This window comes from Candidatus Planktophila sp. (genome assembly GCF_040402275.1).
Classification (GTDB): domain Bacteria; phylum Actinomycetota; class Actinomycetes; order Nanopelagicales; family Nanopelagicaceae; genus Planktophila.
The window spans coordinates 1-13,616 of the sequence record NZ_JBBAMW010000012.1 but is presented as its reverse complement, the minus strand read 5'-3'; the positions used below and the strand labels follow the sequence as shown (position 1 = coordinate 13,616).

13 protein-coding genes are annotated in these 13,616 nt (G+C 46.8%); all 13 read left to right on the top strand.

Annotated features, from left to right (window positions below):
* Nucleotides 1-94 precede the first annotated feature (94 nt).
* The 13 genes from AC9UEY_RS03910 (at nucleotide 95) to gltX (ending at nucleotide 13,516) form a co-directional block, all read left to right on the top strand.
* On the top strand, nucleotides 95-2,254 hold the full coding sequence (locus tag AC9UEY_RS03910) for an Rne/Rng family ribonuclease (protein ID WP_509538046.1): 2,160 nt from the start codon (nucleotides 95-97) through the stop codon (nucleotides 2,252-2,254).
* An 84-nt stretch (nucleotides 2,255-2,338) separates the two neighbouring features.
* Nucleotides 2,339-2,608 (top strand): 30S ribosomal protein S20, encoded by a 270-nt coding sequence (rpsT, locus tag AC9UEY_RS03905; RefSeq protein WP_509538043.1) that lies wholly within the window; start codon nucleotides 2,339-2,341, stop codon nucleotides 2,606-2,608.
* A gap of 32 nt (nucleotides 2,609-2,640) precedes the next feature.
* Entirely contained in the window at nucleotides 2,641-4,521 is a 1,881-nt protein-coding gene (gene lepA / locus AC9UEY_RS03900) for a translation elongation factor 4 (RefSeq protein WP_509538040.1), read from the top strand.
* Entirely contained in the window at nucleotides 4,518-5,639 is a 1,122-nt protein-coding gene (gene hemW / locus AC9UEY_RS03895; protein ID WP_509538037.1) for a radical SAM family heme chaperone HemW, read from the top strand. The genes lepA and hemW overlap by 4 nt, the downstream gene beginning before the upstream one ends.
* A 14-nt stretch (nucleotides 5,640-5,653) precedes the next feature.
* Entirely contained in the window at nucleotides 5,654-6,382 is a 729-nt protein-coding gene (locus AC9UEY_RS03890; RefSeq protein WP_509538035.1) for an HrcA family transcriptional regulator, read from the top strand.
* Complete coding sequence (dnaJ, locus tag AC9UEY_RS03885; RefSeq protein ID WP_509538033.1) at nucleotides 6,383-7,486, top strand: molecular chaperone DnaJ; 1,104 nt, start codon at nucleotides 6,383-6,385, stop codon at nucleotides 7,484-7,486.
* On the top strand, nucleotides 7,486-8,196 hold the full coding sequence (locus tag AC9UEY_RS03880; protein ID WP_509538031.1) for a 16S rRNA (uracil(1498)-N(3))-methyltransferase: 711 nt from the start codon (nucleotides 7,486-7,488) through the stop codon (nucleotides 8,194-8,196). Before dnaJ ends, AC9UEY_RS03880 begins: the two co-directional genes overlap by 1 nt.
* Before the next feature lie 4 nt (nucleotides 8,197-8,200).
* Entirely contained in the window at nucleotides 8,201-8,548 is a 348-nt protein-coding gene (locus tag AC9UEY_RS03875) for a histidine triad nucleotide-binding protein (RefSeq protein WP_509538029.1), read from the top strand.
* A gap of 18 nt (nucleotides 8,549-8,566) precedes the next feature.
* Nucleotides 8,567-9,550: a PhoH family protein gene (locus AC9UEY_RS03870; RefSeq protein ID WP_509538027.1), complete on the top strand. Its 984-nt coding sequence runs from the start codon at nucleotides 8,567-8,569 to the stop codon at nucleotides 9,548-9,550.
* Nucleotides 9,547-9,984, top strand: a complete 438-nt coding sequence (ybeY, locus tag AC9UEY_RS03865) for an rRNA maturation RNase YbeY (protein ID WP_509538025.1) — start codon at nucleotides 9,547-9,549, stop codon at nucleotides 9,982-9,984. Before AC9UEY_RS03870 ends, ybeY begins: the two co-directional genes overlap by 4 nt.
* Nucleotides 9,981-11,258 (top strand): hemolysin family protein, encoded by a 1,278-nt coding sequence (locus AC9UEY_RS03860; protein WP_509538023.1) that lies wholly within the window; start codon nucleotides 9,981-9,983, stop codon nucleotides 11,256-11,258. Before ybeY ends, AC9UEY_RS03860 begins: the two co-directional genes overlap by 4 nt.
* A gap of 15 nt (nucleotides 11,259-11,273) precedes the next feature.
* The gene (locus AC9UEY_RS03855; protein ID WP_509538021.1) at nucleotides 11,274-12,059 is read left to right on the top strand and encodes a fumarylacetoacetate hydrolase family protein; all 786 of its coding nucleotides are present in this window, start codon (nucleotides 11,274-11,276) and stop codon (nucleotides 12,057-12,059) included.
* Entirely contained in the window at nucleotides 12,059-13,516 is a 1,458-nt protein-coding gene (gene gltX, locus AC9UEY_RS03850) for a glutamate--tRNA ligase (protein WP_509538019.1), read from the top strand. Before AC9UEY_RS03855 ends, gltX begins: the two co-directional genes overlap by 1 nt.
* Nucleotides 13,517-13,616 lie beyond the last annotated feature (100 nt).

The window sequence follows — 13,616 nt, the reverse complement described above, 5'->3', positions numbered from 1 at the left end:
ATCGCGAAACAAGCCCAGCGCGGACGGTACGGAAAACCCACAAGGATTTTTTAAGAAAACAGTCTGCAAACGCAGACATAAAGGATTTGGTGCCATGGCGATTGAGCCTAAAACACCGCGCAAGCGTGCGGTGAAGAAAGCTTCTAGTGCAACAGAAGCCCCTGTTACTGAGGTAACGGAAGAAAAGAAGATAACTCGTAAAAAAGCAGCGGCTATTCCCGTTGCAATCTTTCAAGCAGCACCTGAAAAGCCAGCTGCAAAGAAAGAGGTAGCAGACACAAAGCCTCGCAAGAAGGCTGCTGCCAAAAAAGATGCACCTGAAGTTTCAGAAAAGCCGGCCACATCAGCAGATTCTGAAGGATCAGATTCAGATGAGCGTGCCAACCGTAATCGCCGTCGCCGTCGTGGTGGCCGTGGTCGCCGCAAGCCAGGTTCAGCAGATTCTGCAAACACAGAAAACAATGATGAGAATTCAAATGAAGAGTCAACAGATGAGGAATCATCTGAAGGATCAACTTCTACACGCCGCCGCCGTCGCCGTCGCGCAACAGGTGAGGGTGTAACACCAGGGGAGACCATTGAAGAAGATGGTGTCATTACAGTTGTTAAGGTCCGCGAAAAGCGCGAACGCCCAGTACGTGCCGAGCGCACAGAACGTAGTAATAACAACCGCAACCGTCGTGACCGCAATGATCGTTACGACCGCAATGACCGAGGTGGCCGCAGTGATTACCGCGAGCCATATCGCAAGCGCGGAACCATCATTACCGATGGAGAGTTCTTAGCTCGTCGCGAAAATGTTGATCGTGAAATGTTGGTTCGCCAGATTGCAGATCGCACACAGATCGCAGTAATTGAAGATGGCGTCATGGTTGAGCACTACGTCAACCGAAATAGTAACCAGTCATACGTTGGTAACGTTTACTTAGGTCGCGTACAAAATGTTCTTCCTTCAATGGAAGCTGCATTTGTTGATATTGGTAAGGGACGTAACGCTGTTCTCTATGCTGGTGAAGTTAACTGGGATGCTGCAGGTATTTCAGAGTCAGCACCACGCAAAATTGAAACAGTATTAAAGACAGGCCAGCCTGTTCTTGTTCAAGTTACTAAGGATCCAATTGGTCAAAAGGGTGCACGCCTTACAAGCCAAATTTCATTGCCTGGACGCTACGTTGTCTATGTTCCAGGTGGCGGGATGTCCGGTATCTCAAAGCGTCTGCCTGAAGAAGAGCGCTCACGTTTGAAAGCAATCTTAAAGAACTTAATTCCTGAAGAAGCTGGTGTGATTGTTCGTACCGCTGCTGAAGGTGTGAGCGAAGAAGATCTAACAAGTGATGTCGCACGTCTTAAGGCGCAATGGGATGACATCTATGCCAAGAGCCAGAACGCAAACTTTCATCCACCTTCCGCTCTTTATGAAGAGCCAGACTTGGCTGTTCGTGTTATCCGCGATATCTTCAATGAAGATTTCCGTAAGTTAACTGTTCAGGGATCAACTGCGTGGGATGAAGTAACAAACTACCTTGGCTTTATCGCACCAGAGTTAACACAAAAGATTGAAAAATACACCGGAACTGGCGACCTGTTTGCTGACTTCCGCGTTGAAGAACAACTTGCTAAGGCATTTGATCGCAAGGTGTATCTGCCTTCAGGTGGTTCCCTTGTTATTGATCGCACCGAAGCAATGATTGTGATCGACGTTAACACCGGTAAGTTCATCGGTAAGGGTGGAAACCTGGAAGAGACTGTTACTAAGAACAACTTAGAAGCAGCAGAAGAGATCGCCCGCCAACTTCGTCTTCGTGACCTTGGTGGAATCGTTGTTATCGACTTCATCGATATGATTCTTGAATCAAACCGTGAAGCTGTTCTGCGTCGTTTAGTTGAATGTCTAGGCCGGGATCGCACAAAGCACCAGGTCGCAGAAGTTACCTCTCTTGGTCTTGTTCAGATGACACGCAAGCGTGTTGGTCAGGGACTTATTGAAGCCTTCTCTACTACCTGCGATTCATGTAGCGGACGCGGAATTCATATTCATATGGAGCCAGTCAAGATGAAAGCTCCAGCACCTCAGCTAGATACTCCCTCTTCTCAGCATGAAGATGCTGATGAAAAGGATGCAACGGCTCATGAGTTCCATGAATCCCTCAATCAAGACTCTCAATCTGAAGCGCCAGAGGCTCCTAAGGTCGAGGTTAAGACTGGTGGGCGAAAGCGCCGTCGTGCCTCTTCATCGGGTGTGATTACCGCTTAACAGGAGCCCCGATTTGAGCCTGAGCGCTCAACTCGGTACCCTTATCCCTCACCGTAAAAACCTAAAGTTCGGAGAATTACGCACGTGGCAAATATCAAGTCTCAGATCAAGCGCATCAAGACCAACGAGAAGGCACGCCTTCGTAACAAGTCTGTGAGCTCATCTATCAAGACAGCCGTACGTAAGTTCCGCGACGCTGTAGCTGCTGGCGATGCCGCAGCAATCACAACAGAACTTCGCACTGCATCACAGTCACTAGATGTTGCAGTGCAAAAGGGTGTTCTTCACAAGAACTCAGCAGCAAACAAGAAGTCTTCAATGGCTAAGGCAGCTGCCAAAGCCGGCGCACGTTAATCCTTTTACTACTTTAAAGCGAGGCTAGGTTCATGCCTGCAATTTCACTTGCTAAGGCGCCACAACCAGCATCAACCAATCCGGCGCAGATTCGTAACTTCTGCATCATTGCCCACATTGATCACGGTAAATCAACACTTGCCGATCGCATGTTGGGCATCACTGAAGTTGTAGAGGCTCGCAATATGCGCGCCCAGTATCTAGATCGTATGGATATTGAACGCGAACGTGGAATCACTATTAAGTCTCAAGCAGTTCGTTTACCGTGGCGCTCAGGTATTGATGGCGGCGAATACATCCTCAACATGATCGACACACCTGGTCACGTTGACTTCACCTATGAAGTATCGCGCTCGCTGGCAGCATGTGAAGGCGCAGTCCTTCTTGTTGATTGCGCCCAAGGAATTGAAGCACAAACCCTTGCCAACCTTTATCTTGCAATGGAAAACAACCTTACAATTATTCCTGTTTTAAATAAAATCGATCTACCTAACGCACAACCAGAAAAGTTTGCCGCAGAGCTTGCGCGTCTCATTGGTTGCCAACCAGAAGATTGCTTGCGTGTTTCAGGAAAAACTGGTGATGGTGTTGCAGAGCTTCTGGACCAGATTGTTGCTCAGATCCCAGCACCTGTTGGTGATCCAGATGCACCAGCACGCGCACTGATCTTTGACTCTGTTTATGATTCTTACAGAGGTGTTGTTACCTATGTTCGAGTTATCGACGGACATTTGTCACCGCGCGAACAGATTCAAATGTTTTCAACTGGCGTGCGCCACGAAGCGTTAGAAGTTGGCGTGATCTCACCTGAACCAGTAGCTGGTAAAGGCCTTGGTGTTGGCGAGGTTGGATATTTAATTACCGGCGTAAAAGATGTTCGCCAATCCCGTGTGGGTGACACAATTACTAACTACAACAATCCGACCAAAACGGGACTTGCTGGCTATAAAGATCCTAAGCCAATGGTTTTCTCTGGTCTTTTCCCATTAGATGGTGCTGACTTTCCTATCCTTCGCGAAGCACTCGATAAGTTGCAGCTAAATGATGCCGCACTTGTGTACGAACCTGAAAATTCAGCTGCCCTTGGCTTTGGCTTTCGTTGTGGCTTTCTTGGGCTACTGCACATGGAGATCGTGCGCGAACGGTTAGAGCGCGAACATAAGTTAAGTCTGATTTCAACTGCGCCAAACGTGGTCTACAACGTGACTATGGAAGATGGCAAGTCAATCCGAGTTACTAATCCTTCCGAGTTTCCAGATGGCAAGGTAGCGACAGTGTTTGAGCCGATCGTAAAATCAACGATCTTGGCACCTGCTGAGTTCATTGGAACGATTATGGAGCTATGTCAAGAGCGTCGCGGAATCTTGCTTGGTATGGATTATATTTCAGAAGATCGCGTTGAGATCCGCTATGACTTGCCATTAGCTGAAATTGTTTTTGACTTCTTTGATCAATTGAAGAGTCGCACAAAGGGTTATGCATCCTTAGATTATGAAGAAAAAGCTGAAGCTGAAGGTAATTTAGTAAAGGTCGATATCTTGTTACAGGGTGAGGCGGTAGATGCATTTAGTGCGATTGTCCATCGTGACAAGGCATACAACTACGGCGTCATGATGACTGGCAAACTTCGCGAGCTAATTCCACGTCAGCAGTTCGAAGTACCAATTCAGGCAGCTATCGGAGCCCGCATTATTGCTCGCGAAAGTATCCGCGCTGTTCGCAAGGATGTTTTAGCTAAGTGTTACGGCGGAGATATCTCACGTAAGCGTAAGCTATTGGAAAAGCAAAAAGAGGGTAAGAAGCGCATGAAGATGGTGGGACGCGTTGAAGTTCCACAGGAAGCCTTCGTTGCAGCCCTTGCCACCGATGCCGATATCGAAAAGATTAAGGCCGCCCGTAGAGCAGCACAATGAGCCTCTCCTTCTATGTACATATCCCATACTGCATAAAGCGGTGCGGTTACTGTGATTTCAACACCTACACACCATCAGAGCTACAAGATGGTGCAACTCTTGAAATCGTTAGTAATGATTACATCGATGCGGTATTGCGCGAACTAGAGGCTGCACTAACAGATACCGTACCAACCATTTTCTTTGGCGGTGGAACACCATCATTACTACCAGCACAGGATCTTGGCCGGGTAATTGCTGCGATAAAGGCTCGTAATGGAGTAACTGATAACTGTGAAATTACACTTGAGGCCAACCCCGATTCAGTAACGGCCGAGAAACTTCAACAATATATAGAGGTGGGGTTTAATCGAATCTCTTTTGGTATGCAGTCTGCGATGCCTCATGTTTTGGCCGTCCTTGATCGAACACACAACCCAGCTAATGTTGAAAAAGCAATCACTATGGCTCGTAGCGCAGGCTTCACATCAATTAGCGTTGATTTGATTTATGGAACACCTGGTGAATCGTTAGATGATTGGCGCGTAACTGTTGAAGCTGCACTGTCTTTAGATATCGATCATATAAGTGCCTACGCACTCATTGTTGAAACAGGAACAAAGCTTGCCGCACAGATCAAACGTGGTGAACTAGCTATGCCAGATGATGATTTGATGGCCGATATGTACTTGTTAGTTGATCAGATGTGTGAAAACAAGGGTTTGACTTGGTATGAACTTTCAAATTGGGCTAAACCTGGGCATTCATGTATCCATAACACTGCTTATATGCAGGGTAGAAATTGGTGGGGGTTAGGACCAGGTGCGCATTCACATATTGACTCCAAGCGCTTCTGGAATGTGAAACATCCAACGGCATACAAGCAAAAGTTGTTTGCGGGGGAGTCACCAATCTTAGACAGCGAGCAGTTAACTGCCGAACAGATCAAAGATGAAGCGATATTGCTTGGCATCAGAATGCGGGAGGGCTTGCAAATGGAGTTGTTAGAGCCTCACCAAATGGAGCTGTTAGCGATATATCGCGAGAATGGTTTTATTCAGCTACACGATGATCGCGTTCTACTGACCCCCGCGGGCCGCTTGATCGCAGATCGAATCGTCCGAGAAATAACTATCTAGTACCCTTGGAACAAATGTCATCACGTCGTCTTGAAATCCTCCGCGCAATTGTCGATGAGTACGTTGCGACCCAAGAGCCTGTCGGCTCGAAATCAATCGCCGATCATCATGGCCTTGGTATTTCACCTGCCACCATCCGCAATGAAATGGCAATTCTAGAAGATGAGGGTTTGATTACTCAGCCTCACACAAGTGCTGGACGTATTCCTACAGATCTTGGATATCGAGTCTTTGTAGATAAGTTGGCAACTGTTAAGCCACTCTCAACGGCAGAGCGCCGCGCTATTGAAACATTCCTCGATAGTTCTAACGATCTAGAAGAGTTATTGAAAAGATCAGCCAAATTATTAGCAGACATCACAAAGCAGGTGGCAGTTGTTACCTATCCAATTCTTGGCGAGAGCCGTGAAAAGTTGGCAATCTCAGGAACAGCGCACTTAGCACGCTCAGGTGAAGATCTAGGTTTCACTCTCTCTCCAATTCTAGAAGCATTGGAAGAGCAAGTTGTTTTGTTGCGCTTACTCAATGAAGTTCATCCAACTGTTCATGTTCGCATTGGTAGCGAACAAACTGAAACTAATCTTCAAACAACTTCACTTGTCACAGTTGGTTATGGCGGCGACTCTGCGCAATTAGGCGCAGTTGGCGTCTTAGGACCTACACGCATGGATTACGCAGGATCAATGGCAGCAGTTGATGCAGTTGCCCGTTATGTCGGACGATTTATCAATGAGGGTCCATAAGTGGCAGATCATTACCAAACGTTGGGCGTTACAAAAGGTGCTAGTTCTGATGAGATCAAGAAGGCCTATCGCAAACTAGCCCGCGAACTACACCCAGATGTGAATCCTGATCCGAAGACGCAGGAAAAGTTTAAGGAAGTTACAGAAGCCTACGATGTCTTAAGCGATGCACAAAAGCGTCAGTCCTATGACATGGGCGGTAGTAATCAATTTGGTGGAGCAAACTTTGGTGGTGGCTTTAGCGACATCATGGATGCATTCTTTGGTGGCGGTGGATCACGTGGTCCGCGTCCGCGCACACGTGCTGGACAAGATTCACTCATCAGAATTCAAGTTGACCTGAATGAAGCATGCTTTGGCACAGAGCGTGAAATAACAGTTGAATCAGCTGTTGTGTGTCCTAAGTGCACAGGTACTGGTTGTTTAGATGGCCAACATCCTGAAAGTTGTATGACCTGTAAGGGGCGCGGGGAAACACAACAAGTTGTGCGCTCTGTTATTGGTCAAGTAATGACTTCTCGTCCATGTAATGCCTGTCAGGGATATGGAAGTGTGATTAAGAGTCCATGCCGCGAATGTGCTGGCGAAGGACGAGTACGTAGTCGTCAAACTATTGATGTGAAGATTCCTGCAGGTGTTGAAACAGGTAACAGAATTCAGATGTCAGGCCGTGGTGAAGTTGGTGCAGGAGGCGGACCTGCTGGTGATCTCTATGTTGAAATCGTAGAAGAGCGCCACGAATATCTTGTGCGCGAAGGCGACACCTTACACATGGCACTTGAGATAACAATGATTGCCGGTGCACTTGGCACCACAGTCACTGTTGAATCACTTGATGGACCAGTAGATGTCAACATTAAGCCCGGCACACAAAGTGGCACACCAATTCTGATTAAAGGCAAGGGCATGACCCGACTCCGTCGCGGTGATCGCGGAGACTTAATTGTTCATATCGAAGTAATCACACCAACAAAGTTGAGCAAGGATGAAGAAAAAATCCTGCGCTCCTTTGCTGATGCCCGTGGTGAAAAAGCTAATGAAGCCCATGTAAAGGGCCAGGATGGATCGATTTTTAGCAAACTCAAGGGAGTGTTCCACAAGTAATGTTCACACTCTTTTTCGTAGATGATCTACCAACAACTGTTGGTGGTTCTTATGAGTTTGCAAACGATGATGCCAACCATGCGATTCGGGTACTGCGCATGCAAGCAGGCGATGAATTTATGCTCAGTGATGGCAAAGGAACCTGGTCTCAGGTTGTGGCGCAAGAGGTAAAGAAAAAGTCCATGCAGGTTCGTGTAATGGATTCTGGTTTTCAAGATCCACTTGCAACAATTATTACCGTTGTTCAGGCCATCCCTAAGGGTGATCGGGCAAAAGAGGCGATTGAGTTACTCACTGAAGCCGGCGTTGATCGCATTGTTCCGTGGCTCTCTACCCGCAGTATTGGTAAAGGATCAGAGAAGTTTGCTGTTACAGCGCGAGAAGCAAGTAAGCAATCACGCAGATTTAGAATCCCAGAAGTAACTGAAATGGCAACAACAGCGCAAATTTGTGAAGCAATTAAGGTGAGCGATCTGGCGATTGCTTTTCATGAAAGTGCAACAGCCAAGTTGTCTGATCAAGTTTCATCTCACAACGTTGAGCATTTGTTAATCATCATCGGGCCAGAGGGTGGTTTAACTGATGAAGAGATTGCCGCATTTACAGAAGCTGGCGCAAAGGTTGCCCTCATGGGTCGCCCAATTCTGCGTTCGGCACATGCTGGTATTGCGGCAGTTTCAGCTGTCTCTGCACTTTTAAAGGTATGGTAATTACGTGGCCTTAGATCCCAACTGCATCTTTTGCAAAATCATTGAAGGAGAAATCCCGGCTGATATTGTCTTGCGCAATGAAAATGTTGTTGCTTTCAATGATTTAAACCCTCAAGCACCAACACATGTGTTGCTTGTTCCAACCTTGCACACAGAAAATGCTGCCGGCATTGCCCGCAATAGCGCAAGGATTACCGCAAACCTTTTCCTGGCTGCCGATCAGATTGCAAAAGAGCGCGGACTCAACGGCTACAGAACTGTTTTTAACACCGGGGAAGAGGCAGGTCAGAGTGTTTTCCACGCTCACCTCCACCTTCTGGGTGGGCGAGCCATGACATGGCCGCCCGGTTAAAGATAGATTTACCCTTATATGGAGCGAACGCTGATTACCGTCCCTAACGCCATTTCAATGGTTGCTGTTGTGGGTCCGCATGATGACAATTTAAGGGTTATTGAAGCAGCCTTCCCATCTGTCAACATCACGGTGCGCGGCAATGAGATTACTTTGCGCGGACCTCACATTGATTGCGCACGTCTAGAAAACTTGTTCAACGAGATGATGGTTGTGATTCGCAGCGGAAATCTCTTGAATGTGGACGCAGTCAACCGTGCAATCGAAATGTTAGAGCACGAGCCTGTTGATCATCCAGCAGAGGTTATGTCACTCAACATTGTCAGCAATCGTGGTCGCACAATCCGTCCAAAGACTGCTAATCAAAAGCGTTACGTTGATGCAATCGATGATCACACAATTACATTTGGTATCGGCCCTGCCGGTACCGGTAAGACATACCTTGCGATGGCTATGGCTGTTGCAGCATTACAAGCGAAGAAAGTAAACAAAATCGTTTTAACCCGCCCAGCAGTTGAAGCTGGTGAAAGTCTAGGTTTCTTGCCTGGAACACTTAGCGAAAAGATTGATCCTTACTTGCGTCCATTATTTGATGCGTTGCATGACATGATCGATATTGATTCGATCCCACGCTTAATGCAATCAGGCATTATTGAAGTTGCTCCATTGGCATATATGCGTGGTCGCACATTAAATGATGCTTTTATCATCTTGGATGAGGCTCAAAACACCACACCAGAACAGATGAAGATGTTTTTAACACGACTTGGTTTTGGCTCAAAGATGGTTGTCACAGGAGATGTGACTCAGATTGATCTGCCTAATGGACAGAACTCTGGGTTAAAGGTCGTTAGAGATATCTTGAAAGAAATCGATGACATTGCCTTCCTTGAATTAACAGCAGAAGATGTTGTTCGCCACCGCCTAATCGGTGACATTGTTAAGGCATATGACAAGTTTGATGTCGCGCGCCAAGAATTGCGACACATTCGCCAACAATGACTATTGAAGTAACAAACACTTCAGGGCAATTAGTTCCAGCCACTGAAATAAACTCCCTACTCACCTTTGCCTTGCTAGAACTTGAACTCAACCCTGAGTGTGAAATCAACGTCTCTTTTGTCGATGATGACTATATGACTGAGCTCCATATCAAGTGGATGGATGAACCGGGAACAACAGATGTTCTTTCATTTCCGATGGATATGCCAGAGACTCCAGGAGAGGCCGTAACACTAGGTGACATTGTTATTAGTCCGGTCGTTGCAGCAGACCAAGCTAAAGCACAAGGACACTCAATCGAGCACGAGATATATATTTTGGCTGTGCATGGCTTGCTGCATATCATCGGTTACGACCATGCTGATAAGGCAGAAGAAAAAGTAATGTTTGATCTTCAAGAAAAAATAGTGAGAGATTGGCAGAAAGGTTTATGAGCCCCATAGCAATCATCAGCATTATTGCCTTGCTTGTCTTTGCAGGCTTTCTAGCTGCATCTGAATCTGCACTTACCTCAATTTCGCGCGTGGTTATTGAAGAGATCGAAGGCAAGCGCGGCACCGCGCTATTGCGCAAATACACAGCCCAACCTGCCCGATACCTCAATGTCATTTTGCTTGTTCGCAAGCTCTGTGAGTTCACTGCAACTGTTTTATTGGCAGTTATCTTGCTGCGCAATTATTCAAGTGCGCAAGCAATGGCGCTCACAGTTGCCATCATGGTTGTTCTTTCATACGTAGTTGTTGGTGTTGGCCCGCGCACATTAGGTAAGCAGCAACCACACAAATACGCCAGATACGGAATTATCGTTGCTTACGGATTGGCACTCTTGCTCGGTCCTGTGACAAAGCTTCTGATCGCAGTTGGCAATGCAATGACACCAGGTAAGGGATTTAGATCCGGACCCTTCACATCTGAAGCAGAGCTCCGAGATCTCGTAGATCAAGCACATGAGCGTGGTCTAGTGGAATCTGGTGAGCACGAGATGATTCACTCTGTCTTTGAACTAGGTGACACCTTGGTTCGTGAATTAATGGTTCCCCGCACCGACATGGTCTGGGTTGAAAAGGATAAGAGTTTGCGGCAAGGGTTATCACTTGCCCTTCGAAGTGGTTACTCCCGCATCCCCGTTATTGGCGATGACATCGACAACATTGTCGGAATTGTTTATGTCAAAGACTTAGCAAAGCGCGCCCTTGATCACCACGAGTCTGAGCACACCGAAACAATTGAAAAGCACATGCGACCTGCCAACTTTGTTCCTGAAATCAAGATGGCCGATGATCTGCTCAAGGAGATGCAAAAGAACCAGATTCACCTTGCAATTGTTGTCGATGAATATGGTGGAACAGCTGGAATCATTACTATTGAAGACATCATCGAAGAAATTGTGGGTGAAATCGAAGATGAGTTTGATGATGGCGAAGAAGAGTTTATGTGGTTAGGACCTGATAAGGGCCGCGCAAAGGCATCGCTGCATATTGAAGATTTAGCAGATGTATTAAAGATTGAGATTGAAAAAGAAGAGTTTGAAGGCATTGACAGTATTGGTGGATTAATGGCGCAAAAACTTGGCCGTGTTCCAATTGCTGGATCGACAATTTCATGGCATGGCTTCTCAATCACATCAGAGCGTCCACAGGGCCGTCGTCGTAGAATTTCATCTGTTCTAGTCGAGCGCCTTGTTGAAGAGATTGAGGACGCTGAGTAACGATAGAATGCGCTCATGCGTATCGTTCGATTCACCCCAGGCCCAGATGCTGGCTTAGGCCAAGATCCTTTATTTGGTGTCCTAGAAGATGATGGCCTGATCAACATCATCAGCGGTGATCCGATCTACTCCGGAATCCAAAAGACAGCTGCAACAATTCCGCTGAACAAGGTTCGTTTGCTTGCACCAATTATTCCTCGTTCAAAGGTTGTGTGCGTGGGCAAGAACTACGCCGATCACGCCGCCGAAATGGGCGGGGTAGTACCTGAAGAACCAATTATTTTCTTAAAGCCAAACACATCTGTCATAGGTCCAAACGACACGATCGTGTGGCCAGAGATGTCAGAGCGTGTGGATCATGAAGCAGAGCTTGCAATTGTGATTGGTCGTATTTGCAAAGATGTTCCTAAAGAGCGCGTTAATGATGTGATCTTTGGATACACAATCGCAAATGATGTGACCGCTCGTGATTTGCAGAAGAAAGATGGACAGTGGACCCGCGCAAAGGGCTTTGACACTTTTTGCCCAATTGGCCCATGGATTGATACTGATTTTGTTCCTGGCACACAAAAGATCACAGCCACCATTGCAGGAGAAGTAAAGCAATCTGCTCAGATCAGCGACATGATCTTTGATGTGCCAACAATTATTAACTTTGTTTCACGGGTTATGACCCTGCTTCCTGGTGACATCATTCTGACTGGCACACCGGCAGGTATTGGCCCAATGGTTGCCGGCGAAAAGGCAACTATGGCAATTGAAGGACTTGGCGAACTCACTAACAAGTTGAGTGCACGGTAATGGCCAATAAGGTAAAGGTTCGCTTCGCGCCATCTCCAACTGGCGACTTACACGTTGGAAACATCCGCACAGCACTTTTTGATTGGGCATATGCCCGTCACACAGGTGGCACCTTCCTATTTCGTATTGAAGATACCGATACAACCCGCGTTACAGATGAGTACATCAATGCAGCCATAGATACTCTTAAATGGCTTGGGCTTGATTGGGATGAGGGTCCAGAAGTTGGTGGCGACAACGGTCCTTACCTGCAATCACAACGCTTAGATATTTATGCGATGTGGGCACAAAAGTTTCTAGATCAAAAAGATGCTTATCACTGCTACTGCTCACCAGATGAGTTAGAAGCAGTCAGAGAAGCACAACGCAAAGCCAATGTGGCACCTGGCTATAACGGACATTGCCGCGAGCTAACTGCTGATCAAATTGCAGCCTATAAGGGGCAAGGTCGCGGGGCGGTAGTTCGCATGCGTATGCCAGATGGCAGCACAACTTTTAACGATTTAATCCGCGGGGATGTTTCCTTTGATCACAACTTTGTTCCAGACTTTGTACTAGTGCGTGCCGATGGTTCACCTCTCTACACGTTAGCTGTTGCCGTAGATGACATCTTGATGAAGGTTACCCACGTTTTGCGCGGAGAAGATTTACTCTCTTCAACTCCACGTCAGATCCGTGTCTATCAGGCCATGGGTGTTGCACTAGAGGATTACCCAGTATTTGCCCACCTTCCCTTTGTTATGGGACAGGACAACGCAAAGCTTTCAAAGCGAAATGGCGAGGTATCAATTGCTTGGTATCGCGAGATGGGCTTCTTGCCAGAGGCAATTTGTAACTATCTTGCGTTGCTGGGTTGGTCACCAGGAGATGATGTAGAAAACATCACCATGAAGCAGCTGACCGAGATGTTCACAGTGGAGAAGGTTCATTCATCACCTGCGCGCTTTGATATGAAAAAGCTTGAAGCAATCAATGGTGACAAGATCCGTGCGCTGACTTTAGATGAGTTCTTGAAGTGGTCTTTGCCATTTTTGACTAAGGCAGATGTCATTACAGGCACAGATACTGAAATTGAGTTGGTAAAGAAGGCATTGCCCATAATTCAAGAGCGCATCATCATGCTCAATGAAGTGCCAAAGATGCTCAAGTTCTTGTTCACAACTAAATTTGCAGTAGATGCAGAATCTATTTCTAAGATTACAGATGAGGGATCAAAGGCGATTTTAAAGCGCTCACTTAAAGAGCTAGAGACAGTTTCTGTGTGGAACCACGAAAATATCGAAGCGGTTCTGCGCGCATCATTGATCGAAGAGATGGCACTTAAGCCACGTATTGCATTTACCGCACTTCGCATTGCAACCACCGGCAGCACGATTTCGCCGCCGCTATTTGAATCAATGGAATTACTCGGTAAAGAGGCCTGTTTACTGCGTATCAACGCGGGATTGGCACTATAAATCCGCTGGTATTCTTTGCACTTGCAATACAAGGCCTAAAAAACCTTGGGGTATGGGGTAATTGGCAGCCCTGCTGATTCTGGTTCAGTAAGTCTAGGTT